Annotated in this window: 22 protein-coding genes; 14 read left to right on the top strand and 8 right to left on the bottom strand. The window is 66.4% G+C overall.

Going from position 1 to position 23993, the window contains the following annotated elements:
- Window positions 1–3: 3 nt before the first annotated feature.
- From GC150_03175 to GC150_03165, 3 genes are all read right to left on the bottom strand, one after another.
- A complete protein-coding gene (locus GC150_03175; GenBank protein MBI1383897.1) occupies window positions 4–660 on the bottom strand; it encodes a LysE family translocator in 657 nt (218 codons plus the stop codon).
- On the bottom strand, window positions 660–1523 hold the full coding sequence (locus tag GC150_03170; protein MBI1383896.1) for an alpha/beta fold hydrolase: 864 nt from the start codon (window positions 1521–1523) through the stop codon (window positions 660–662). Before GC150_03170 ends, GC150_03175 begins: the two co-directional genes overlap by 1 nt.
- A 67-nt stretch (window positions 1524–1590) precedes the next feature.
- Window positions 1591–2841 carry a sarcosine oxidase subunit beta family protein gene (locus GC150_03165; protein ID MBI1383895.1) on the bottom strand — a complete coding sequence of 417 codons (1251 nt, stop codon included), beginning with the start codon at window positions 2839–2841 and terminating at the stop codon, window positions 1591–1593.
- 296 nt (window positions 2842–3137) lie between these two features.
- Here GC150_03165 and GC150_03160 point away from each other — a divergent pair, with 296 nt between their 5' ends.
- Window positions 3138–4196: a helix-turn-helix domain-containing protein gene (locus GC150_03160; protein ID MBI1383894.1), complete on the top strand. Its 1059-nt coding sequence runs from the start codon at window positions 3138–3140 to the stop codon at window positions 4194–4196.
- Window positions 4197–4254: 58 nt separating this feature from the next.
- Here GC150_03160 and GC150_03155 read toward each other — a convergent pair whose 3' ends face one another.
- Together GC150_03155 and GC150_03150 are read right to left on the bottom strand one after the other, a co-directional pair.
- Window positions 4255–4875: a cytochrome B gene (locus tag GC150_03155; GenBank protein ID MBI1383893.1), complete on the bottom strand. Its 621-nt coding sequence runs from the start codon at window positions 4873–4875 to the stop codon at window positions 4255–4257.
- A 151-nt stretch (window positions 4876–5026) separates the two neighbouring features.
- On the bottom strand, window positions 5027–5830 hold the full coding sequence (locus tag GC150_03150) for a hypothetical protein (GenBank protein MBI1383892.1): 804 nt from the start codon (window positions 5828–5830) through the stop codon (window positions 5027–5029).
- On the opposite strand from GC150_03150, the gene GC150_03145 reads away from it, so the two are divergent.
- Window positions 5811–6059: a GlsB/YeaQ/YmgE family stress response membrane protein gene (locus GC150_03145; protein ID MBI1383891.1), complete on the top strand. Its 249-nt coding sequence runs from the start codon at window positions 5811–5813 to the stop codon at window positions 6057–6059. The genes GC150_03150 and GC150_03145 overlap by 20 nt on opposite strands.
- A gap of 64 nt (window positions 6060–6123) precedes the next feature.
- On the opposite strand, the gene GC150_03140 is transcribed toward GC150_03145, so the two are convergent.
- Window positions 6124–8649: an FAD-dependent oxidoreductase gene (locus tag GC150_03140; protein ID MBI1383890.1), complete on the bottom strand. Its 2526-nt coding sequence runs from the start codon at window positions 8647–8649 to the stop codon at window positions 6124–6126.
- 486 nt (window positions 8650–9135) lie between these two features.
- Between GC150_03140 and potA the strand changes: the two genes are divergently transcribed.
- The 6 genes from potA (at window position 9136) to GC150_03110 (ending at window position 16283) form a co-directional block, all read left to right on the top strand.
- On the top strand, window positions 9136–10248 hold the full coding sequence (gene potA / locus GC150_03135) for a polyamine ABC transporter ATP-binding protein (protein ID MBI1383889.1): 1113 nt from the start codon (window positions 9136–9138) through the stop codon (window positions 10246–10248).
- A 252-nt stretch (window positions 10249–10500) separates the two neighbouring features.
- Entirely contained in the window at window positions 10501–11583 is a 1083-nt protein-coding gene (locus GC150_03130; protein MBI1383888.1) for an extracellular solute-binding protein, read from the top strand.
- Between the two features lie 122 nt (window positions 11584–11705).
- Window positions 11706–13004 carry an ABC transporter permease subunit gene (locus GC150_03125; GenBank protein ID MBI1383887.1) on the top strand — a complete coding sequence of 433 codons (1299 nt, stop codon included), beginning with the start codon at window positions 11706–11708 and terminating at the stop codon, window positions 13002–13004.
- A gap of 64 nt (window positions 13005–13068) precedes the next feature.
- The gene (locus tag GC150_03120; protein MBI1383886.1) at window positions 13069–14019 is read left to right on the top strand and encodes an ABC transporter permease subunit; all 951 of its coding nucleotides are present in this window, start codon (window positions 13069–13071) and stop codon (window positions 14017–14019) included.
- Between the two features lie 5 nt (window positions 14020–14024).
- Window positions 14025–14783, top strand: a complete 759-nt coding sequence (locus GC150_03115; protein MBI1383885.1) for a DUF1194 domain-containing protein — start codon at window positions 14025–14027, stop codon at window positions 14781–14783.
- A gap of 108 nt (window positions 14784–14891) precedes the next feature.
- Window positions 14892–16283 carry an L-serine ammonia-lyase gene (locus GC150_03110; protein ID MBI1383884.1) on the top strand — a complete coding sequence of 464 codons (1392 nt, stop codon included), beginning with the start codon at window positions 14892–14894 and terminating at the stop codon, window positions 16281–16283.
- Window positions 16284–16344: 61 nt separating this feature from the next.
- Here GC150_03110 and GC150_03105 read toward each other — a convergent pair whose 3' ends face one another.
- Both GC150_03105 and GC150_03100 read right to left on the bottom strand, forming a co-directional pair.
- Window positions 16345–17604 carry a Bcr/CflA family efflux MFS transporter gene (locus GC150_03105; GenBank protein MBI1383883.1) on the bottom strand — a complete coding sequence of 420 codons (1260 nt, stop codon included), beginning with the start codon at window positions 17602–17604 and terminating at the stop codon, window positions 16345–16347.
- Window positions 17605–17659: 55 nt separating this feature from the next.
- Window positions 17660–18403 (bottom strand): type 1 glutamine amidotransferase, encoded by a 744-nt coding sequence (locus tag GC150_03100; protein MBI1383882.1) that lies wholly within the window; start codon window positions 18401–18403, stop codon window positions 17660–17662.
- 68 nt (window positions 18404–18471) lie between these two features.
- Here GC150_03100 and GC150_03095 point away from each other — a divergent pair, with 68 nt between their 5' ends.
- From GC150_03095 to GC150_03070, 6 genes are all read left to right on the top strand, one after another.
- Window positions 18472–19962, top strand: coding sequence for a glutamine synthetase (locus GC150_03095; protein MBI1383881.1), 1491 nt, complete (start codon window positions 18472–18474; stop codon window positions 19960–19962).
- 53 nt (window positions 19963–20015) lie between these two features.
- Window positions 20016–21305: an FAD-dependent oxidoreductase gene (locus GC150_03090; protein ID MBI1383880.1), complete on the top strand. Its 1290-nt coding sequence runs from the start codon at window positions 20016–20018 to the stop codon at window positions 21303–21305.
- Window positions 21306–21343: 38 nt separating this feature from the next.
- A complete protein-coding gene (locus tag GC150_03085) occupies window positions 21344–21856 on the top strand; it encodes a DUF4864 domain-containing protein (protein ID MBI1383879.1) in 513 nt (170 codons plus the stop codon).
- 156 nt (window positions 21857–22012) lie between these two features.
- A complete protein-coding gene (locus GC150_03080; GenBank protein MBI1383878.1) occupies window positions 22013–22549 on the top strand; it encodes a sigma-70 family RNA polymerase sigma factor in 537 nt (178 codons plus the stop codon).
- Window positions 22546–23214: a transcriptional regulator gene (locus tag GC150_03075; GenBank protein ID MBI1383877.1), complete on the top strand. Its 669-nt coding sequence runs from the start codon at window positions 22546–22548 to the stop codon at window positions 23212–23214. The genes GC150_03080 and GC150_03075 overlap by 4 nt, the downstream gene beginning before the upstream one ends.
- Before the next feature lie 2 nt (window positions 23215–23216).
- Window positions 23217–23984, top strand: a complete 768-nt coding sequence (locus GC150_03070) for an SDR family NAD(P)-dependent oxidoreductase (protein ID MBI1383876.1) — start codon at window positions 23217–23219, stop codon at window positions 23982–23984.
- Window positions 23985–23993 lie beyond the last annotated feature (9 nt).

Genomic DNA, 23993 nt, shown 5'->3' with positions numbered 1-23993 from the left:
CTTTCAGTTTCTATCCATTGCGAGGCGCAGGCCGAGAGCGACGAGGATCGTGCCGCCGAGACCTCGGACCCATGCCGCCGCACGAGCCGAGCGTGCAAGCGTGCCGGAGACCCAGTCGGCGAAGACGACGGCGATGAGGTCCGCAGAGGAAAACGCCAGATTGACCAGCGTGCCGAGGACGAGGAATTGCAGCCACGGGGCGACACCGGATGCAGGGTCGACGAACTGCGGCAGGAAGGCATAATAGAACAATGCCGTCTTCGGGTTGAGGATCTCGACGATCGCCGAGCTGAGCAAAGGCCGGCGGGCATGCTGCGGCAAAGCATGCTCGGTTGCAGCCGGATCGCCTGCGGGCCCGGGCCGGACGCCGGCGATCGCATCCCGGACGAGCTGCAGGCCGAGCCAGACCAGGTAGCCCGCGCCGACCAGCTTCATGGCGGCGTAGGCCGTCGGAACCGCCACGAGCAGGGCACTGAAGCCGAGCGCAACAGCCAGGACATGGACATAGCAACCGAGGTGCAGACCGAGCGCCGCCCGCAGCCCGCCGCTTCGACCGTGGGCCATGGTCTGGGCCGCGGCATAGAGCAGCGACGGACCCGGCATGTAAGCAAAGAGCGCCGTGGCCGAGGCAAAGGCGAGCCAGGTCTCGAGGGAAAGCATCAACGTGTCTCCCCCGCGAAGAACTCGAATGCGGCGGCGACGACGGCATCCGGTGCCTCGAGCTGCGGCAAATGGCCGACACCCTCGAGCACGGCCCAGCCGACCGATGCGCCCTTGGCACCGATGGCGCCATGCAGCGCCTTACCGCGGGCGAGCGGAATCCACGGGTCGGCTTTCCCCCAGAGGACGTGCGCCGGGCAGCGGATGTCCGCATAGTGCGGCTCGACCTCGCCCGTCCATCGCTCGTCGGCTTCTGCGAACTGGTGCCAGAAGCTGATGCGACCGGTCTCGGTCAACCAGGGGGCAACGAGTGCGTCGACGTCGCCGCGTTGCAGGTCACAGACGAGGGCGCCCTCGATGTAGGCCCGCACGATGGCGGCGTGGATGTGCGGCGGCACCCCGAGGAACGCATCGATGTGGGCGCGGACATGATCGAAGAAGCTCGAGCCCCAGGGTCGCATGGCGACCACGTTCATCAACAGGAGCCGCGCGTATTCGGCACCATGCAGCAGGTGCGCGCGTAAGGTCGTCGCGCCACCGAAGTCGTGCGCCCAGACGAGCGGGCGGGCTGCTCCCTCACGGAGCCCCCAGTGCCCGAGCATCTCGGCAAAGACGGCGCCCTGGACATTGAGGCCAGTCGCCTGATCAGGCCGCATTTCGGAGCGACCGTAGCCCGGCATGTCGTACCAGTGGACATGGAACCGGTCGGCGAGCGCCGGTATGACCCGGTGCCAACTGAACGAGGACCAGGGCCAACCATGAGTCAGCACCAGCGGCGGGCGACTTGGCGCGCCGGCACGACCGCAGGCGAGGCGGCCCGCGGACGTTTCAGCGCTGTCGTCAAGGTGCCAGTGGTGCTTCATGTATCGACACAGGTTGAACAGGCGAACGGGATGCGGACGGTCGACGCCCGCGCCTCGAGAAGAAAATTCAGTGCGCCACGGCGGCCGCGCCGTGCTCGGCGACGAGCTTTCCGGAGCGGAAGCGGTCGATGGTGAAGGGGGCGGCGATGGCGTTGGGCTCGTTGCGGGCGACGAGGTCGGCGAAGGCGTGACCCGAGCCTGGCGTCGCCTTCCAGCCGCCGGTGCCCCAGCCGGCGTTGACGTAGAAACCTTCGACGTCCGTCTTGGAAATGATCGGACTGGCGTCCGGGCAGACGTCGACGATGCCGCCCCACTGGCGCATGAGGCGCAGACGGGAGAAAATCGGGAACATCTCGACGATCGCCTGAATGGTCTCCTCGATGAGGTCGAAGCCGCCACGCTGGGTATAGGAGATCTGATGGTCGATGCCGGCGCCGATGACCAGTTCGCCCTTGTCGGACTGGCTGCAATAGGCGTGCACGGCGTTCGACATGACGACGCACGGATTGACCGGCTTGATCGGCTCGGAAACGAGCGCCTGGAGGGGGTGGCTCTCGATCGGCAGGCGCAGGTCCACCATGCGCGCGATGACGCTGGTGTGGCCGGCCGCGACGGAGGCGATCTTGGGGGTGCGGATGTCGCCCTTCGTGGTGGTCAGGCCGACGACCCGACCCGCCTCCACCTTGATGCCCGTCACCTCGCAGTTCTGAATGATGTCGACGCCCATCGCGTCGGCCTTGCGGGCATAGCCCCAGACGACCGCGTCATGGCGGTTGACGCCGCCGGAGCGCTGGAGCGTCGCGCCGAGAACCGGAAAGCGGATGTCGGGCGAGATATTGATGATCGGGCAGAACTCCTTGACCTGCTTGGCGTCGAGCCATTCCGCATCGACGCCATTGAGGCGGTTGGCCTCGACGCGGCGCTTCAAGGTGCGCATCTCGCCGTCATCGTGGGCGAGGTTGAGCACGCCGCGGTGGCTCATCATGATGTTGTAGTTCAACTCACGCCCGAGCCCCTTCCAGAGCTGCATGGCGTGGTCGTAGATCGCCGCGCTCTCGTCGTAGAGGTAGTTCGAGCGAATGATCGTGGTGTTGCGGCCCGCATTGCCGCCACCGATCCAGCCCTTCTCGATGATCGCGATGTTGGTCATGCCGTGCTGGCGGGCGAGGTAATAGGCCGTCGCGCAACCATGACCGCCGCCACCGATGATGACCGCGTCATAGGACGGCTTCGGAGACGGATCGCGCCAGGCCGGGCGCCACCCGTGGTGACCCGCGATGCCCTGACGAAGCAGCTTCCAGAACGAATAGTCGGACATCGATCGCCCCTTCCCTCCGCGTCAGGCCCCCGCCGACGACGCGCCAGCGGACCGCCGCCAGATTGCCGACCCCCAGGATCAATGCTGTTTCGGATACGACATCGGCCGGCGTGACGGAAGTGCGTCCGGATGGCCGCCACCGGGATTGCGTTCGCCTTGGTTTCCGTGTTGATGTCGAACGAGGGTCAGGTCGCAGCGCGGCTTGCAGATGTCGGAATTGGAACTGATCGAATGCCGTCATCCGAACCGCGTCGGGATCGCCCGATGCGCCCCCACAGCATTCCTCGGAGGTCGCGATGTTGTCTCCAGCCCGGCAACTGGCTCGTGACATCTATTTCTTCCTGACGCCGAACTTCTCGATGATGGCGTTTTCGGTCGCCGTCGAGGCGTTGCGCCTGACGAACCGCGTTCTAGGAAGCAACACCTATCGCTGGCACATCGTCTCCAAGGACGGCCAGCCGGTGGCGGCCTCGAACGGCATCGCCGTCAATACGACGCTGGACCTCGAGGCCGTGCGCAAGGCGACCTCGGACCCGACCTCCTCGTCGATGGTCATCGTGTGTGCCGGCATCGAGGTGGAGAAATACAACGAACCGGTGGTGTTCGGCTGGTTGCGCCGGCTCTACAGCCGCGGGGCCGCCCTCGGGGGGCTGTGCACCGCCGCTCACATCCTGGCGCGCGCCGGGCTGCTGGATGGGCGCCGCTGCGCCATCCATTGGGAAAACCTGCCCGGTTTTTCCGAGCAGTTCCCGGATGTTGCGGTGCGCTCATGCCTCTTCGAGGTCGACCAGAACATCTATACGTGTGCCGGCGGCACGTCGTCACTCGACATGATGCTCCACCTCATCGGCTCGAGCCATGGCGAGCAGGTGGTGGCACGGGTTTGTGAACTCTGCCTCATCGACCGCATCCGGCCGGCGCAGGATCGCCAGCGGTTGCCGATCGGCGCTCGAGTCGGCGTCCAGAACCCGCGTCTCCTCAGCATCATCGAGCTGATGGAGGCGAACGTCTCGGAGCCTCTCTCGCTCGCCGAGATATCGGATGTGACGGGCATCTCGCGACGTCACGTCGAGCGATTGTTTCGCCAGTTCCTCGGACGCTCGCCGGCTCGCTACTATCTCGACGTGCGGCTAGAGCGGGCGCGGCGGCTGCTGCGGCACTCGAACCTGCCGATCGTCGAAGTGGCGATCGCGGCCGGGTTCGTGTCGGCCTCGCATTTCTCCAAGCGCTATCGCGAACGCTACGACGTGACGCCTCAGGCCGACCGCCGCGAGTTCGAGCCGGACCGCGCATTCTCTGGCGAATTCTCGGCGAGTGCCGACGAAATGTCGAACGGCACCCTCGGCGAGCATTGAGCCAAACCGGCAGCCAAGTGCCGAGCCGCCAGCGCGAGGCGACCCTTCAGTGGCGCGCTCAATCGGTCCGTCCCGAATCCTGCGGCAAGGCGGACCGGCGGACCTTCTTCCAGCCCGTAATCATCGGATGGACGAGGTTTTCACGCTTCCAGATCGCGTAGAACGCGACGGCGGCGACGTGAATGACGACGAGCGCCAGCACGACCTTCGAGAGCAGGTGGTGGAGGGCGGTCGCCTGCAAGCTGAGATCCGTGCCGACCAGATCCGCGAACGGCCCCTTGTTGAAGATTTCGTCGTCGGCGACGAGACCGGTCGCGACCTGGAGGAGCAGCGCCAGCAGGATCGCGACGACCGACCAGCCACCGACAGGGTTGTGGCCGTACCAGCCGCTCGGGCTGCGCGAAAACATACCGGCCATGTAGGACAGGGTGCGGCGTGGCCCGGCAACGAACCCGGAAAACCGCTCCACGCGCGGCCCGAAGAGGCCCCAGAGAAGGCGCAGGACCACCAAGCCACCGACCGCATAGCCAGCATAGAAATGGTTGGTTTTGATCGAGGGACCGAACTCGCCGAGGATCCAAGCGGTCGCGACGGCCGCCACCAGGAGCCAATGGAAGAGACGAACCGGCACACTCCAAACCCGGACGCGGACAATCTCCTCATCCCGTCGATCCGTCATGATTCCCCCCTCGCATCCGCCCCTCCGACGCGGCGACGTCGCCCCGAATTGGCGTCGCGCTGGCGTCGATACTCCGCCCCAGTCGCAGATGCGCCCGCGGGAGGCAAGCCTGCCGCGGGCGCTGTCGTTCAGGATCTCGCCACCTGCAGGATCAGAAATCCTTGGCGCGGAACGCCTTGTGGCAGGCGCCACAGGCCGCGCCGAGGTCGCCCACGGCCGCGGTCAGAGCATCCTTGCCACCGCTGGCGGCGGCGGCGAGCTTGTCGATGGCGGCAGAAAAGGCCGACGCTTTGTCGCCGACGTCGGAGCCAGCCGCCCAGATCGCGGGCAGGGCGCGGGTCTTGCCGGGCATGTCCTCATTCGAGGTGCCGGGCACGAAGTAGCGGCCGGAGCCGAATGCCGCGAGCGCCTTCAGTTCGTCCGCGTGCTTTTGGGCCATCGCCGCATCGTATGCGACGTCGCCCTTGGCCATGCCGGACAATGGGCCGAAGCTGAAGAGAACCATCTGGTAGTAGCCGCGACGGGCCGCCACGGCATTCTCGTTGGCGACAGCCACCGTCGAGGCGGCCGCCACGGCTGCCACACCGAGAGCCGCCGCGGCGAGTGTACGAAAGCGCATATGACTCCTCCGATTGGGTCGCGACCGCCCGGAACAGGCGGAACACGGATTCTTACCGCCCCCACATAGCGACATCGTGGCACGATGGTGAACAGACCAAAGTCCGAACATCTCGTCGATCACATCAAGTTGACCGAACCCGGCGGAGCGCGTTGCGGGCGGGCACATCACCCAGACACCAGGCGACACTCGGGGCGCTTCGTACGATTGCGACTTTGGTTTAAGCTCGTCGGGCGGGCGATTCGACCCGCGAGCCGGGCCGCTCGCGCGTTGTGTCATGTGGAGGGATCGGTCCAGGCATGGACAGGAGACGACCATGGATCCCGTTGCAATCATCGTGATGCTGGCGATCGGCGCGGTCGCCGGGTGGCTGGCAGGTCAGATCATCAAGGGTGGCGGCTTCGGCCTCGTCGGTAACATCATCGTCGGCGTTCTCGGCGCCATCGTCGCAGGCTTCCTGCTTCCGGGTGTCTTGCCGTTCTCCGGCCTTCTCGGCCAGATCATCTCGGCGACAATCGGTGCGGTCATCCTGCTGCTCGTGATCAGTTTCGTGAAGCGCGCCTGACAATCGCGCTCGACGCACCCCCGACGGGCGAGCGCATCGCCCGTCGGCTGGATGCCCCGTCGCCTCATGCCCCGGCGTCGGCCCTGAGGCGGGCATTCGCGGGATCGAACGGGCTCTCGGGGATCACCACCGCCCCATGGTCCTTGCCGAGGATGCGGATCGTGAGCTTCGTGCCGATGGCGGCGTGCTCGGGTTTGACCATGGCAAGCGCCAGGGATTTGCCGCACCGCCAGCCATAGCCCCCGTGCGTCGCGCGCCCGACGAGGTTGCCGGACGGATCGTGGATCGCCTCGTTGCCACGGGCGTCGCAATCGGTGATGCCGTGAACCTCCATGGTCACGAAATTCCAGCCGAGACCCTTTTCCTTCTGGGCAACCAGCGCCTCGCGGCCGAGGAAGTCGCCCTTGTCGAGCGCGACGAAACGGTCGAGGCCCGATTCCCAGGCCGAGTACTCGATCGAGAGTTCGCGCGGGATGAGGCGGTAGCTCTTTTCGATCGCCATCGCCGTCATGGCGCGGATGCCGTAGGGCCGAATGCCGAATTCGGCGCCCGCTTCCATGAGTTGATCGAAGATGTGGTTCTGCTGCTCGATGGGATGGTGGAACTCCCAGCCGAGTTCACCGACGAAGTTGACGCGCAGGGCATGGGCGGTTGCGGCGCCGAGGGAAATCTGTCGCCCGGTCAGCCAGGGGAAGCTCTTGTTGTCGAGCGGGGTCCGGGTCAGCTTTGCAAGGACGTCGCGCGCGCGCGGTCCCGCGATGACCAGAACACCCCACTGGCTGGTCATCGACGTCATGCGCACGCTGCCGTCGGTTGGCAGCAGCTTGTGCAGAACGTCGTGGTCGTGCGCCTCGTAGGCGCCGGCCGAGACGAGATAGAAGCCGGTGGGCTGCTTGTAGACGGTAAACTCCGAGCGCACGCCGCCATGCTTTGTCAGCAAGTGGCAGAGTGCAATGCGCCCGACGCTCTTTGGCAGTTTGTTGGCGAGGATCGAGGACAGCCAGGCCTCGGCGCCGGGGCCGGAGATCCAGCACTTGGCGAAGGCACTCATGTCCTGAAGGCCGACGCCGGCGCTCACGGCCTTCACCTCGTTGCCGACGTGCTCGAAATAGTTGGAGCGGCGGAACGACCATTTCTCGACGATGCGGCCATCCTCCAGGGGGGCGGCGTGGTTGTGGCTGGTGATGACGTCGGCACCGACGCCGAGCTGGTCCTTGGGCACCTCGTACCCGGCCGGGGCGAACCAGTTCGGCCGCTCCCAGCCGTAGACCGAGCCGAAGACCGCGCCGAGCGCCTTCATACGCTCATAGCAGGGCGTCGTCTTGAGGGGCCGGGCGGCGGCGCGCTCCTCGTCGGGGTAGTGCATCGTGAAGACGTTGGCGTAGGCCTCCTCGTTCTTTTGCCGGAGGTAGCCTTCGGTCGCGTAGGGCCCGAAGCGGCGCGGGTCGACGCCCATCATGTCGATTGTCGGCTCGCCGTCGACGATCCACTCCGCGAGCTGCCAGCCGGCGCCACCAGCGGCCGTGACGCCGAAGGAATGCCCTTCGTTGAGCCAGAAGTTCTTCAGGCCCGGCGCGGGGCCGATGATCGGTGAGCCGTCGGGCGTGTAGGCGATCGCGCCATTGTAGACCTTCTTGATGCCGACCTCGCCGAACGCCGGCACGCGCGCGACCGCTGTCTCGATGTGCGGCATGAGGCGGTCGAGATCCTCCTGGAACAGCTCGTACTCACTCTGATCGGAGGGGCCGTCGACGTAGCAGCAGGGGGCGCCGTGCTCGTAGGGCCCGAGCAACAGGCCGCCGTTCTCCTCTCGCATGTACCAGGAGGAACCGCTTTCGCGCAGCACGCCCATCTCGGGCAGCCCCTGGCGCTTGCGTTCGAGGATCGCGGGATGCGGCTCGGTGACGATGTACTGGTGCTCGACGGGGATGACCGGGACCTCGAGGCCGACCATGGCACCGGTCCGACGGGCGAAGTTGCCGGTCGCGGCGACGACGTGTTCGCAGACGATCGCGCCCTTGTCGGTGGTGACCACCCACTTGCCGTCACCGCGCTGGTCGATGCCGGTGACGACGGTGTTGCGGTAGATCGTCGCGCCCCGGTCACGGGCGCCTTTGGCGAGCGCTTGGGTGAGGTCTGCCGGCTGGATGTAGCCGTCGCCCGGATGCTGGATCGCACCGAGGATGCCATCGGTCTCGCAGAGTGGCCAGACCTCCTTCAGTTCAGCGGGCGTCAGGAACTTCAGCGGCACGCCGATGGTCTCGGCGACGCCAGCGTAATAGTGGTATTCGTCGAGGCGGTCGCGGGTGCGGGCGAGTCGGATGTTGCTGACCTGCGAGAAGCCGACGTTCATGCCGGTCTCACGCTGCAATTCCTGGTAGAAGCGCACCGAGTACTTGTGAATCTGGCCGACGGAGTAGCTGAGGTTGAAGAGCGGCAGCAGCCCGGCGGCATGCCAGGTGGAGCCCGAGGTCAGCTCCTTTCGCTCGATCAGCACGACGTCGCTCCAGCCCTTGCGGGCGAGGTGATGAAGCGTCGCAACGCCGACCACACCGCCACCGACAACCACCACGCGTGCCTCGGTCTTCATCGCTCGCCTCCCCAGGCCATCGGCCTCACGTCTCGTCTCGAACCCGCCTCGACAACCGGCCGTGCCCGTCCGGCACGACCGATCAACGCCGGCAATTTACGAACGCCCGACGCCCGGCCCGTGGTCGATTTGCGACACCACCCGGATCACCTGCGACAGGCGCGAATTCCGTCCTTCCAGCCCGCTCGGCGCTCCCGCCATCAAGCCTAAGGATGGCTCGCGTCAGCGACCGGCTTGCACTCGACGACAATCGTGCTACGAATCCAGAAGGCTGAACGCCCTCGTCGAACGGGGCTGTCGGCCGATGGGAGCTGCGAGGTTCCGGCCAGTCGCCAAAAGAAGCGACGGTCACAGGTGTCTAGGGTCGGCGGTCACGAATGGCGCTCCGCGCCAGTGGTGCCCGTCACGAAATTGGGTTCGTGCCGCAAAGACCGGGTCGCCTCGCGACCCGTCGGCGGGGTGTCGACCCGACGGGAGGAAGGCGGTTTGGCGCAAGCTGTCTCGCGCGATGCGAGCGAGCGTGCATACGTTCGCTTCGAGGGCGTCCAGAAGAGCTACGACGGTGTGTCTCTGGTCGTAAAGGATCTCAACCTCGATATCGCGAGGGGGGAGTTCCTGACCATGCTCGGACCATCCGGTTCGGGCAAGACGACGTGCCTCATGATGCTCGCCGGCTTCGAGCCGGCGACCTACGGCGAAATCTATCTCAACGGACGGCCGATCAACAACGTGCCGCCGCACAAGCGCGGCATCGGCATGGTGTTCCAGAATTACGCTCTCTTTCCGCACATGACGGTCAACGAGAACCTGGCCTTTCCGCTACAGGTGCGTGGGGTCTCGAAGGCGGAGACCGAGCAGCGCGTCAAACGCGTTCTCGAGATGGTCGAATTGCCGCAAATGGGTGGGCGGCGCCCGGCGCAACTCTCGGGCGGCCAGCAGCAGCGGATCGCCGTTGCGCGGGCCCTCGTGTTCGAACCCGATCTCGTGCTGATGGACGAGCCGCTCGGCGCTCTCGACAAGCAATTGCGCGAGCAGATGCAGTACGAGATCAAGCACATTCACGAGAACCTCGGCGTCACCGTCGTCTACGTAACGCACGACCAGTCCGAGGCGCTGACCATGTCGAACCGGATCGCCGTGTTCAACGATGGCGTCATCCAGCAGCTCTCCTCGCCCGACGAACTCTATGAAAAACCCACCTCGAGCTTCGTTGCCCAGTTCATCGGGGAGAACAACCGGCTGAATGGGATTGTCCGCGCGCGCAACGGCGACGTCTGCGACGTCGAGATCGAGGGGGGGGAGATGGTCCGGGCGCTCGCGGTCAAGGTCGATGGCGTCGACTCGCGCACGATGCTCTCGATCCGACCGGAGCGTATCGAGATCGATCCCGCCAAAGGCACGACGGACAACGTGCTGACCGGGCGCGTCGCGGAACTCATCTACCATGGGGACCACATCCGCACTCGGATGAGCGTCGCCGGACACGACGATTTCATCGTGAAGGTGCCGAACCGTTATGGCCACGCACCGCTCGAGGAAGGCCGCGAAACCAGGATCGGTTGGGCGATCAGCGATTGCCGCGCGCTCGATGCGAGCTAGGCACGGCAACGGTGTTCCATGCCTACCCAAGGCGAACGACGGCACGGGACGTGCCGTGCGGTCGGCGGGTGGGCGTCCTGAACGGCCGCAAGGGCCGGAGAACATCGCAGCGGGCTATCGTCCGCTGCGATCGGGTCCACCGGAATACCGGGGACCCAATGCAAGCCCAGCTCGCGCTTACGGCCGCAAGCCGGCAGATCGGGCGGGGAGTCGGTGAATAGGCTCAAAAAATGAGCCAGGAGGAGAAGAAGCATGAAACTCAAGCTGATCGGCATGGTGGCCGTGGCCGCCCTCGTCGGCGGGGTCACCACCGCGAGCGCCCAGGAGATCAATGTGGTCTCGTGGGGCGGCGCCTACACGAAGAGCCAGATCAAGGCCTACCACGAGCCCTTCACGGCCGCGACCGGCATCAAGGTCAATTCCGTGGACTACAACGGCGGTCTCGCGGAAATCAAAGCCCAGGTCGAAGCCGGCAACGTCACGTGGGACGTGGTCGACGTCGAATTGTCGGACGCGGTGCGTGGCTGCGACGAGGGCCTGCTCGAGCCGATCGACAAGGCCATCCTGCCGCCGGCTCCCGACGGGACGCCCGCCGAAAAGGATTTCGTCGAAGGCTCGCTGACGGAATGCTCGGTCGGCAGCATCGTCTGGTCGACGGTCTATGCCTATGACGGCGACAAGATCACCGGCACCGTGCCGACCACGATGGCCGACTTCTTCGACCTCGCCAAGTTCCCCGGCAAGCGCGGCCTGCGCAAGGGCCCGAAGGCGAACCTCGAATTCGCCCTGATGGCGGACGGCGTTCCGGCCAGCCAGGTCTACGAGTTGCTGGCGACCCCCGAAGGCGTCGATCGCGCGTTCGCCAAGCTCGACACCATCAAGAGCCAGGTCGTCTGGTGGGAGGCCGGCGCGCAGCCGCCGCAGCTCCTCGCCGACGGTGAGGTCGCCATGACCACTGCCTACAACGGCCGTATCTTCAACGCCGTTGCGACCGAGAAGAAGAACTTCCCGATCGTCTGGGACGGCCAGGTGTGGGACCTCGACCTCTTCGTTCTGGTCAAGGGTTCGAAGAACCGTGAAGCCGCGCTGAAGTTCATCGCCTTCGCGACCGACACCCAGCGCCTCGCCGATCAGGCCGCCTGGATTTCATACGGCCCCGTGCGCGCCTCCTCGAACCCGCTCGTCGGCAATCACGCCGAGGCTGGCATTCCGATGGGCCCGCACATGCCGACGGCCCCGGACAACTTCAAGAACGCGCTGCAGAACGATTTCGTGTTCTGGGCCGACAATGCGGACCAGCTCAACGAGCGGTTCAACGCTTGGCTCGCGAAGTAATCCAAACGACAGCGGTCCGGGCGGCGCACGCCGCCCGGACACATCGCGCAGCGAGCCAAAGAGGATCGGGCGCCGGGCTGACACGAAGTCGTCAGTGACGGCTCGAGGAGGAGAGCCAAACAATGGCCGACACGACCATCGGCTCGCAGCAAAGCGGTCACGCCGCCAGCCCTGCCGGGATGCTCTCGACCATTGACGGGGTTCCGCTCAAGACCCGGCTCGCGCGGGCAACGCGCAAGCAGAAGACGCGGGCCTTCATGCTGGTCCTGCCGCTGCTGCTCTTCGTCCTTTTGACGTTCCTCGCGCCGCTCGGCCTCATGCTGTTCCGCAGCGTCGACAACTACGAATTCGGCACGATTTTCCACCGCACCGCCGCCGCCATTCCGTCGTGGACGTATCGGGACGGCGAATTGCCTCCGGAAGAGATTTTCGCCGCGTTCGCCGCCGACATGGCGCAGGCGAGCAAGGAAAAGACGATCGGGCGCGCGGCGACGCGCTTCAACTTCGTGGTGCCCGGCACCCGCGCGGCCTTCACGGGTACAGCCCGCAAGGTGAAGGCAGGCGAGAGCGGCCCCTGGAAGGAAAAGATCCTCTCCTACGACCGCGTCTGGTCGCGTCCGGACGTCTGGGGCCACATCCGCCAGATGAGCAAGCCGCTGACGCCGATCCACTTCCTCAACTCCCTCGATCTCGCGACCGGGCCCGATGGGGGCGTCGTCTCGCAACCCGAGGACCGGCAGATCTACGTGACACTCTTCATCCGCACGCTCTGGCTGAGCGGAGCCGTGACGATCGCCTGCATCCTGCTCGGCTATCCGGTCGCCTTTCTGCTCGCGTCGCTGCCGATGCGCTATTCGAACCTGCTTCTCATCCTCGTGCTGCTGCCATTCTGGACCTCGCTCCTGGTGCGCACGACCTCCTGGATCGCGCTCCTGCAAACCCAAGGTGTGATCAACGACCTCCTGGTCGCCGTCGGCATCATTTCCGACGAGGGGCGGATCCAGATGATTTTCAACGCGACGGGAACCGTCATCGCGATGACGCACATCCTGTTGCCCTTCATGATTCTGCCGCTCTACAGCGTCATGAAGACGATCTCGCCGAGCTACGTGCGGGCGGCCCGTTCGCTCGGGGCGACGCAATGGACGGCCTTCTGGCGGGTCTATTTCCCGCAGACGGTGCCGGGCATCGGCGCGGGCGCCATCCTCGTTTTCATCCTCGCCATCGGCTACTACATCACGCCGGCGCTGGTCGGCGGCCAGAGCGGCCAGCTCATTTCCAATCTCATCGCCTACCACATGAAGACGTCGCTCAACTGGGGGCTGGCGGCGGCGCTCTCTGCCCTGCTGCTGATCGGCGTTCTGGTTCTCTACTGGGTCTACAATCGCATCGTCGGCGTCGACAACATGAAGCTCGGGTGAGACGTCGGGCGGCCGCTGGACGGGGCGGCCGTGGCTGCGGGACGCAAGCAAGGGACAAAAAACCATGGCACTACCGGCGCACGCGAGCCCGCTCGAGACGGCCTGGTTCTATTTCTTCCGCTTCTTCTGCGGCCTGGTCCTCCTCTTCCTGATCATGCCGATCCTCATCATCGTGCCGCTCTCGTTCAACGCCGAGCCCTATTTCACGTTCACGGATGGCATGCTGGCGTTCGAGAAAGACGCCTACTCGATGCGCTGGTACCTCAACATCCTGACGAATGGCATGGCCAATCCGGACGAGCCCGACACCTGGAAGTGGCTGGCCGACAGCTGGGCGAACGCGCAGTGGGTGCACGCAACGAAGAACTCGTTCATCATCGCGATCGCGGCGACCATCATCTCGACCACGCTCGGCACGATCGCGGCGCTCGGGCTCAGCCAGTCGAACCTGCCTTACCGCGGGCTGCTCATGGGTCTGCTGATCTCGCCGATGATCGTGCCGATCATCATCACCTCGGCGGCGATGTTCTTTTTCGCCTCCTACTCGCAGCTCACCCAGCTCGATCCGATCGATCTCGGCTTCCTCAAGATCACGCCGAACCTCATCGCCATCGTCATCACGCACGCCGTGCTCGGCACACCGTTCGTCGTCATCACCGTAACGGCGACGCTGGTCGGCTTCGACAAGAGCCTCGTGCGCGCGGCCTCGAGCCTCGGGGCCTCGCCGACCACCACGTTCTTCAAGGTGATCATGCCGCTCATCCTGCCGGGCGTGATCTCGGGCGCCCTCTTTGCCTTCATCACCTCGTTCGACGAGGTGGTGGCGGTGATCTTTTTCGACGGTTATGAAACGCGCACCATCCCGCGCCAGATGTTCGCCGGCATCCGTGAGCAGATCTCGCCGACGATCCTGGCGGTCGCAACCATCCTGGTCGTGCTTTCGATCCTCCTGCTGACGGCGCTCGAGTTGTTGCGGCGGCGCGGCGAGCGGCTGCGCGGCATGTCGCCCGGCTGATCACGATGGGGCGGCGCGCATCCCGGTTCGGAATCTCGGGGATCCAGAGGGCGCGACTGGCTTGGCTCGCCGCGGCCGTTGCCGTCGTGGTCGTGGCGCTCGCCAGCTGGCCCTTCATGCCGGCCGGCGAAGCCGGCGACGGTGTCGGCGTCGAAGTCGACGTCGCCATCGTTCTCGCGGTCGATTGCTCCTACAGCGTCGATGGCGGAGAATTCCATCAACAGATGACCGGGCTCGCGGAAGCCTTCCGGAGCCCGGAGGTGCTGGCGGTGATCTCCGCGGGGGCGCGCAAGCGCATCGCCGTCGCCCTCGTACAGTGGAGCGGGGTCAAATCGCAGGTGGTCGTCGTGCCATGGCGCGTGATCGGCAACGACGAACGGGCATTCGCGCTCGCGGCCGAGATCGAGGCGGCGCCGCGCGCGACCGCCGATGGCGCGACCTCGGTCAGCGGCGCGATCGACGCAGGCGTGGTGCTCCATCTGCGGGCCCCCGTGCGCACCGGCCGGCGGGTGATCGACATCTCGGCCGACGGCTACAACAATTCGGGCGCGGCCGCCCACGTCGCGCGCGACCGGGCAGTCGCGGCCGGAATCACGATCAACGCGCTCGCCATCCTCACCCAGTACGACTACCTGCACCACTGGTTCCGCAATCACGTGACCGGCGGTCCGGGCGCGTTCGTCGAAGTGGCGGACGACTATAGCGCCTATGCCGCAGCGATCCGGCGCAAACTGGTCCAGGAAATCGCAGGACCGATCACGTAGTGGGGCGGCCCCGTTGCGACGCCAGCGACGCATTGTCGTGGCGCAACCGGAACGGCGCGCTGCGAGCGGGGATGCCAAGCAGGTGGCTCGGCACGCCAGGAGGTCGGCATGGTCAGCGTCTTCGACATCTTCAAGATCGGCATCGGCCCCTCGAGTTCACACACGGTCGGGCCGATGGTGGCGGCTGGGCGCTTTCTCAGGCGCCTCGAGCGGGCGGGCCAGCTCGAAGCGGTGGCGCGCGTCAGGTGCGAGTTCTACGGGTCGCTCGCTTTCACCGGCAAAGGGCATGGCACGGACAAGGCCGTGCTCCTCGGGTTGATGGGGGAGACGCCGGCCGGCGTCGCCGTCGAGCGCATCGATGAGATGATCCGAGACGTCCAGACGAACAAGACGATCATGCTCGCGGGCCGGCGCAGCATCCCGCTCGATCCAGCGACCGACATCGTGCTCGACTTCGTGACACCGTCGCCGGGCCATCCCAACGCCATGCGCCTCATCGCCTATGACGGCACGGGCGCGGAACTGGCGAACCGCGTCTACTTCTCGGTCGGCGGCGGGTTCGTGACGACGGAGGACAATTACGAGGAGGGCGAGCCGGCGGGCGGCGAACTCGCGCATCGGCCCGAACGCTTCGCGTTTCGCAATGCGCGCGAGTTGCTCGACACGTGCGCGCGGGAAAAGACCACCATCGCGGAGATCGTGCTGGCCAACGAGCGCGCGCTGCGGCCGGCCGAGGAGGTCGACGAAGGCATCGACCGTCTGTGGAAGGCGATGATGACCTGCATCGACCGGGGGCTCAGTCTCGAGGGCATCCTGCCTGGCGGCCTTTCGGTGCGGCGACGCGCGAAGGGCCTCTATGAAAAGGCGATCGCGGGCGAGGAGAAGAACCTCAAGTATCCGCACCAGTTCTTCGACCGCGTCAGTGCCTATGCGATCGCGGTGAACGAGGAAAACGCCGCTGGCGGCCGGGTCGTCACCTCACCAACCAATGGGGCGGCCGGCGTCATTCCGGCGGTTCTGCGCTACTATCGCGACTGTTGCCCTGGAGCCGACCACGGCGGCGTTCACGTTTTCCTCCTGACGGCGACGGCATTCGGCGCGATCATCAAGTACAACGCCTCGCTTTCGGGCGCGGAAGTCGGCTGCCAGGGGGAAGTGGGCAGCGCGAGCGCGATGGGCGCGGCGGGGCTCTGCGCGGCGCTCGGCGGCACGCCGGAGCAGATCGAGAACGCGGCAGAGATCGCTCTCGAGCACCATCTCGGAATGACCTGCGATCCGGTCGGCGGTCTCGTCCAGGTGCCGTGCATCGAGCGCAACGCCATGGGGGCGATCAAAGCGATCAACGCGGCCTCGCTGGCGCTTGCCGGTGACGGCCGGCACATCGTCTTCTTCGACACCGTCGTCGAGACGATGCGCCAGACCGGGCTCGACATGCAGACCAAGTACAAGGAGACCTCGCAAGGGGGCCTTGCCGTCAACGTCGCCGTCGTGGAGTGCTGAGGCAACGGATTTTTCAGGCGCGCGCTGAAGGCACGCCTGTGATCAGTTCGCGGCACACGGCTCAGGGCGCCTGGAGCGGTCGGCGCAAGCGCGCCAGGATCGTGAGCAACCGGCGCGTCCCGAGCGCCACGGTCACGCCCACGAGCGAGAGCACCGCGCAGGCCGTCATCGAGATGCGCATCGGCAGGGCATCATCGACGATGACGGCGCCGACCGCGATGGTCACGAGTGCCCCGACGGCGATCTGGATCGCGCCCGAAAGGCCGGAGGCGGTCCCGGCGAGTTCCGGCTCGACGGCCATCGTGCTCGCGGTGGCGCTCGGCAGCGTCAGTCCGTTCGAGACCGCGACCAGCGACATCGGAATGAAGAGTGCGAGAGGCGAGGCGATGCCGGAGAGCAGCCAGAGGGCGGCGATGCCGAGGAAGGCGACCATGGAGCCGCAGACCACCATGGTCTCGGCGCCGAGCCGGCGCGAGAGGCGGGCGGATGCGAAGTTGCCGAGCATGTAGCCGCACGAGACGATGACGAACCAGAAGCCATACGTGCTCGCCTCGAGGCCGAGTACGTTGACCACGACGAAGGGTGCGCCGGCAACGAACGAGAAGAAAATGCCGGAGGCGAAACTGAGGTTGAGCGTATAGCCCCAGAAGGCGCGCGAACCGAGGAGGTGCGCGATGTTGTCGCGGCTGAAGCGCGAGGTGGCGCCGGCATTCGCGGGCAGCGTCTCGCCGAGCCGCAGAACACCAAGGGCGAGCAGCGCGGCGCCGGCCAGGGACATGGCGAGGAACAGCTCGCGCCAAAGGCCCGCCTGGACGGCGAGGCCGCCGATCGCGGGCGCCACCATCGGTGCCACCACCATCGCCATGGTCACATAGCCGATCATGCTTGCGGCCCGGTCGCGGCCATGGACGTCGTAGAGGATGGTGCGCGAGAGGACGAGGCCCGCCGTCCCGCCGAGCGCTTGCAGGATGCGGGCGGCGAGCAGCCAACCGATGTCGGGCGCGATGGCCGCCACGAGCGTGCCGGCGACGTAGAGCGAGAGGCCGACGAGCATCACCGGACGGCGCCCGAAGCGATCGGAAAGCGCGCCGAGGGCGAGCGTCGAGACTGCGGTTCCGACGAGATAAAGCGTCAGCGTCAGCTGCGCGACGCCGTAGCTGGTCGAGAATTCCCGCGCCAGCGCCGGCATCATCGGCACCATGACGTTCATCGTGAACGGGCCGATGGCGCTCAGCAGCGTGAGAACGACCAGGGACGGGGCAACCGGCGATGGCATGCGCCAGCTTCGGCGCAGTCTCGCCCCATGCATTCCGTCCGGCATCCGACGCTACCTTACAATTCCGCTTGTCGCGGACCTATTCGTCGCCGCTGCGGAATCAGGCGGCCCTTGCGGCCCGCCGCTCGAGGGCCGAACGCAGGAACGCTTCGATCATCGCCGCGAACCTGTCGCTGTCGATGGCGACACCCAGCGACGCGAGCGCGGCCGAACCGACCTCCGGCGGCACGACGCCGGACAACCGCACATGGATCAGATCGCGCATGAATGGCTCTTCCATTTCCGGATGCGGCTGGACAGTCAGAACCCCATCGCCATAAGTGAGCGCCGCGTAGGGGCAAAACGGCGAGCTGGCGATGACGTTCGCGCCCTCGGGCAGGCGCACCACCTGGTCCTGGTGAACGGCATGGACCGCGAGGCTCTCGCCCGGTCGCAGCACTTCCTCTGCCCACTCCGGCACGTCGGTGACCTCGTAGCGTTGCACCCCGACGCCCCAACCGCGGTCGGATTTGACGACCTCTCCGCCGAGCGCGTCGGCGATGATCTGGTGGCCGAAGCAGATGCCGACCAGCGGCACCCGCGCATCGACGACGGCGCGCACGAATTCGGCGAGCCGCTGCATCCATTCGAGCCGCTCGTAGACGCCGTGGCGCGAGCCGGTAATGAGCCAGGCATCAGCCGCGTGCGGATCGCTCGGCACCTCGCCATCGATGGCGGCATAGGTTGCGAATTCGGGCGTGGGGCTGATCCCCGAGAGGAGCCTGCGGAACATCGCCGGGTAGTCGCCGTGGCGCTCAGCAAGCTCGGCGGGCGGGCGACCGGTCTCGATTATCCCTATGCGCATCCTCGTCCTCCGCAGGCTGTCCGGGTGGCTCGGGGCAGCCTGCCAGCCTCGCACGGCTCGCAAGACCGATGGCGGCGGTTCGCCGACCCGACCGGGTCATCGTTGACAGTCGCGGCCCGGCCATCTCAGATGAGCCTCGCCGAAGCTGCGGTCAAGTGCAGCGCCAAGTTGCACGCGCATTGCGAACAGAACCCGGGTCCATCATGAAGCCAGCCACCGTCGACTTCGAAAGCGAGGTCGCAGCCTATCGAGCCGCCCATCCGGAGCCCGAGATCGTCGAGGTCCTGACGACGGACATCAACGGCATCATCCGCGGCAAGCAGTATCCGCCCTCGGTGCTCGACAAGATCGGCAAAGCGGGCGTGCTGTTTCCGATCACGAGCATTCTGCACGATGCGCTCGGTGGCATTCCACAGGAGGTGCTGCGCGGTTGGCGCGAAGGCGATCCCGATTCCGTGTTCCGACCCGTGCCGGGCAGCCTCGTGCCGGTGCCGTGGGCGGACCGCCCGACGGCGCAGCTTTTGGTCGCCGGCTACGACCGCGAGGGCGAACCCGAGCGCGTCGATCCGCGCCAGACCCTCGCACGCGTACTGGAGCGCTACCACGCGATCGGCCTCAGGCCCGTCATCGCCATCGAGCTCGAATTCTATCTGCTCTCGTTCAAGGACGGAAAGCCGGTGCCGACCGCGCCCGAGGGACCGTTCCCGCCGCTCACCGGACCACAGTCCATGACGATGGAGGCGCTCGCCGACTACGCTCCCTTCGTGCGCCGGCTGGAGGACTGCTGCCGGGCCCAGAAGGTGCCGCTGACGTCGGTGCTCAGCGAATATGGCGACGGCCAGCTGGAGGCCAATCTCGAGCACGGCGAAGCGCTCACCGCTTCGGATCAGGCGATGTGTCTCAAGCGGATCGTCAAGTCCGTCGCCCGAGAGAACGGTTGGCTGGCTTCGTTCATGGCCAAACCCTTCGCGGGCATGGCGGGCAACGGGCTGCACGTTCACGTCAGCGTGCTCGACGAGGCCGGGCGCAACATCTTCACGAAGGACGAGCGGCTGCGCCATGCGGTCGGCGGATTGCTGGAGACGCTCACCGAGCAGATCGCGCTCATCGCGCCAAACGCCAACTCCTACCGCCGCTTCCAGGAGGGCTTCTTCGTTCCGACGACGGGAACGTGGGGGGAGAACCACCGCGCGGTCGCGATCAGGCTGCCGCTCGCGAGTGGCATGGCGCGGCGGCTCGAGCACCGCATCGCCGGCGCCGACGCTTGCCCCTATCTGGTTGTGGCGGCGGTGCTCGCGGGCATGCTGCATGGTCTCGAGTCGGCGAAGGAGCCCACCATCGCACCGATCGGAGAGGGTGAGCCGCTGCGCGGCGACGGGGCACCCTTTCCGACCCGCTGGAAGCCGGCGATCGAGGCGCTGGCCAAGGCCAAAGTGCTGCCACGCTACCTCAGTCAGGAGGCGATCGACGTCTACGTGCGCACCAAGCGCAGCGAGGAAGAACGCTTCAACGCAGAAGTCAGCGACCGCGACTACACGTGGTATCTGAGGGTCGTTTGAATGTGCCGCGCCGGGGTCCCGCGATCCTGGTGCCCGAAACGCAAAGGTGATCGATGCTGGAGCGACCAGCCAGCCCGGACCACGAAGAGCACACATCCTCCTATTACGCGGCAAGCGCCAACAGACGCACCGATTTCGCCCCGCTCGAGGGCGAAACCAACGCGGACGTCGCCGTCGTCGGGGCCGGCTTCACGGGCCTGTCCGCCGCCATTGCCCTCGCCGAGCGCGGCCATCGGGTGGCGCTCATCGAGGCCAACCGCATTGGTTGGGGGGCAAGCGGGCGCAACGGCGGACAGTTGATCGGCGGCATGAGCGGCAGCGAAGCCTTCGAACGTCAGCTCGGCGAAGACGGGCGACGGTTCCTGCGCGAAACCTTCTATGAGGGCAACCGGATCGTCGAGGAGCGGGTGGCGCGCTACGGCATCGCCTGCGACCTCAAACGCGGCTGGATGTATGCCGCAACAAAACCCCGCCACATGAAATGGCTCGAGGCGGACTGCCGCGAGCACATGGACCAGGGCCATCCGTTCGAGATGGTCGACCGGGACCGGCTCGCCACCATGCTCGGGACGCGGGCCTACCACGGCGGATTGATCGACCATGGCAGTGGCCATCTGCATCCGCTCAACCTCGCGATCGGGGAGGCGGATGCGGCGACGGGTCTCGGCGTCGCGGTTCACGAGCACAGCCCCGTGGTCGGCATCGAGCATGGCCGCAAGGCGATCGTGCGGACGCCGCGCGGGTCGGTGCACGCTGATTTCGTCGTGCTGGCAGGAGGCGCCTACCATCGCCTCGAGCGCCAGCGCCTCAAGGGCCTGCTGTTTCCGACCGGCAGCTACATCGTGGCGACCGAGCCGCTCGGGACGCTCGCAGGCCAGCTCATCGCCAACGACGTCGCCGTCTCCAACACCGACATGGTGCTCGACTATTTCCGGCTCTCGGGCGACGGCCGGATGCTGTTCGGAGGTCGCTGCAATTACTCCAACCGCGAGCCGAGCGACATCGCCGGCTCGATCCGTCCGCGCATGGTCGAGATCTTCCCGCAACTCGCCGGCAAGCGCATCGAGCATGCCTGGGGCGGAAAGATCGGCATCATCATCAACCGGGTGCCGGCGATCGGCCGGCTCGCGCCGAACGTATTCTACTCCCAGGGCTACTCCGGCCATGGTGTCAACTTCGCGCACCTCGCCGGGGTCATCCTGGCCGAGGCCGTGACCGGCACGCGGGGCCGTTTCGATCTCTTCGAGCGCATCCGCCACACCCGGATCCCGGTCGACGGGTGGGCGGGCAGCCAGATTCTGGCGCTCGGCATGATCTACTATCGGCTGCGCGACATGCTGTGAGGACAGCAAGGCCGGCTGGGCGAACAAGGGAGGCTGGCATGACGGATTGGATCGGCACTACGCGCCGGACAGGGCCGCGGCGCGGCGGGCACGACTTGGGCGCAAGCAGCCGAGCCGGATGGAGGCGCGCGATCGTCGCGGTCCTCGCACTGGTCCTGGTGAGCGTCATGGTACCGGCGACGGCCGGCCGTGCGGTGGCCGACGACGGCGCGCCCGGGGTCGCCATCCAGTCCGTCATCGCCGATCAAATCGCCGCATTCGGCGCCGATGACCAAGCCCGCGCCTTTGCCCATGCCTCACCGATGATCCAGCGACGGTTCGGTAACGCCGCCACGTTCATGGACATGGTCAAGCGCGGCTATCGACCGGTCTATCGGCCACGCGACTATCGCTTCGTCTCACTTCGGCAAGAGGGCGACACATTGGTCCAGGACGTGCTCTTGACGGGGCCCGACGGCGCGCTGACGCTGGCGCGATACGAACTCGTACTGATCGACGGCGTCTGGCGCATCAACGGCTGCACGCTCATCGAGCAGGGCGAAGGCGTCTGATCCGACGGCTCGCGGACGGCCGGACGCGAAGGATCGGGTGATCCGACCAGCCGGCCCGAGCGTTGACATCTCGGGCAGCAGTTGGATCACGACATGGCACAACCGGGAGCCAGGGGTACGAGGAACGTGGCGCGTCAGGCGAGTTCCCAGGCGCAAATGCTCGCGGCCTGTCTCAGGCGAATAGCGGACGAGCGCGACGAAGCAGCGTTCAAGGAGCTGTTCGATGCGCTCGGACCGCGCGTGAAATCGCTCATGATGCGTCAGGGAGCGGATCGCGACACGGCCGAGGACATCGCACAGGACACGCTGCTGACCGTCTGGCGCAAGGCGCACCTCTTTTCGGAAGAAAAGGGCAGTGCGTCGACATGGATCTTCACCATCGCCCGAAACATTCGCATCGACCGTTTGCGACGCCAGTCCCATCTCCAGCCGATCAGCGACGACATGCCGGAGGAGGCAAGTGACGAGCCGCTCGCCGATGCCATCGTCGGACAGAACCAGGAAAATGCCATCGTCGGGCGCGTGCTCGAAGGGTTGCCGGAGGAGCAGATGGCGGTGATCCGGCTCTCGTTCGTCGATGGGCTCTCGCACAGCGAGATCGCGAGCCGGCTGGAGCTGCCGCTCGGGACGGTGAAATCACGCATGCGGCTCGCCTATCAAAAGGTCCGTTCGGCCATCGAAGGGGAAATATGAACATCTCGCATCATCTCGACGAGGCGACGGTGTTGGCGCTGGCGGCGGGTACGCTCGGCGAGGCACTCGAAGTCGTCGCGCGCGGCCATATCGACTGGTGTCCGACCTGCCGGAGCGGGCTCGCCCGATCCGAGGCGGTCGGCGGGGCAATGTTGGAAGCCGCGGAGCCGGCCGAGGTGGCGGCTGGAGCATTCGAAGCGCTGCTCACGCGCGCGCGCGAGGCCGACAAAGTCAAGCGGCTGCCGGTTCGGACGGGAGCAGGTGGCGAAGTCGTTACGGGCGTGCTGCCGGCGAGCGTTGCAAGGCGCATCGGCGGCGGCATCGAGACCGTGACCTGGAAATGGCTCGCTCCCGGAATCCGCTACAGCAAGGTGGCGCTTTCTCCCGGCGAGAGCGGTGACCTCAGATTTCTCATGATCGAGCCGGGGCGCAAGGTGCCCGAGCACGGCCACGGAGGCGCCGAACTGACGCTCGTGTTGAGCGGTGCCTACCGCGACAGTTTCGGGCTCTTCCAGCGCGGCGACGTGGCCGACATGGACGAGGAGATCGATCACGAGCCGGTGGTGACCCCGGGGTTGCCGTGCGTTTGCCTCGTGGCGACGGAAGACAAAGCGCGCTTTCGCACCTTGAAGGGCCGCCTCGCGCAACCCTTCATCGGCATGTAGGCATGGGCGTCAAGGACCGGATGCGGGTCGCCTGGATCACGGGGGCGAGTTCGGGCATCGGACGTGAACTCGCCATCCTGCTCGCGCGGCAAGGCTGGAGGGTGGTCGCGAGCGCGCGCTCGGCCGAGGCCCTCGACGAACTGGCCGCCGGCGAGCCGGCAATCGTTCCTCTCGCCGTCGACGTCGCCGATGCGACCGCCGTCGAAGCCGCGCACCAGCGCATCGTGAACGCGCACGGCGATGTCGACCTCCTCGTTGCCGCCGCCGGCGTCTGGCACATGATGGATCCCGTCGACTACGACGCCGCGAAGTTCCGCCAGGCGATGGAGGTCAACCATCTCGGTGTGGTCCATGCCGTGCTCGCCGTCGTCGGGCCGATGCGGGCGAGGCGATCGGGGCACATCGCGATCGTCTCGTCCGTTTCGGGCTACCGGGGCCTGCCGAGAGCGGCCGCCTACGGGCCGACCAAGGCGGCGCTGATCAACCTGGCGGAAACACTGCGGGGCGATCTGGCCGGTGACGGCATCAAGGTACAGGTCGTCAATCCGGGCTTCGTTGCCACGCCCATGACGGCGGCAAACACATTCCCCATGCCGTTCATCATCAGCGCATCCGAAGCGGCGGCGGCGATCCTTCGCGGGTTGTCCTCGAGGCGGTTCGAAATCGCGTTTCCATGGAAGCTCGTGCTCCTCATGAAGCTGCTGGCACTGCTTCCGCCCGGCCTCTTCTTCGCGCTGACCCGGCGGCTCGCGGGAAACCGTCAGGGCTGACGGGCCGCC

Source organism: Hyphomicrobiales bacterium, from assembly GCA_016125495.1.
Lineage (GTDB): Bacteria > Pseudomonadota > Alphaproteobacteria > Rhizobiales > RI-29 > RI-29.
Note: the sequence above shows the minus strand (reverse complement) of the source record. Positions and strands in the feature narration are given on the sequence as shown.